The organism is Streptomyces sp. NRRL F-525 (assembly GCF_000716605.1).
Classification (GTDB): Bacteria; Actinomycetota; Actinomycetes; order Streptomycetales; family Streptomycetaceae; genus Streptomyces.
Genome location: NZ_JNXE01000233.1, coordinates 1 through 233, shown reverse-complemented (window position 1 = coordinate 233; position 233 = coordinate 1). Strand labels below are relative to the sequence as shown.

At 57.5% G+C, this 233-nt stretch carries 1 rRNA gene; it reads right to left on the bottom strand.

Annotated features, from left to right (window positions below):
• A 23S ribosomal RNA gene (locus tag OO69_RS48670) occupies positions 1–232 on the bottom strand; the annotation flags it as partial.
• Between the last annotated feature and the right edge of the window lies 1 nt (position 233).

Below are 233 nucleotides of genomic sequence, written 5' to 3'. Positions count from 1 at the left end.
GTGCTACTTGGGTGTCTCTCAAACGAGCCGTTGACGTTTCGACTACGGGGGTCTTACCCTCTACGCCGGACCTTTCGCATGTCCTTCGCCTACATCAACGGTTTCTGACTCGCCTCACAGCCGGCAGACTGTGAAAGAGAGATCCCACAACCCCGTATACGCAACCCCTGCCGGGTCTCACACGCATACGGTTTGGCCTCATCCGGTTTCGCTCGCCACTACTCCCGGAATCA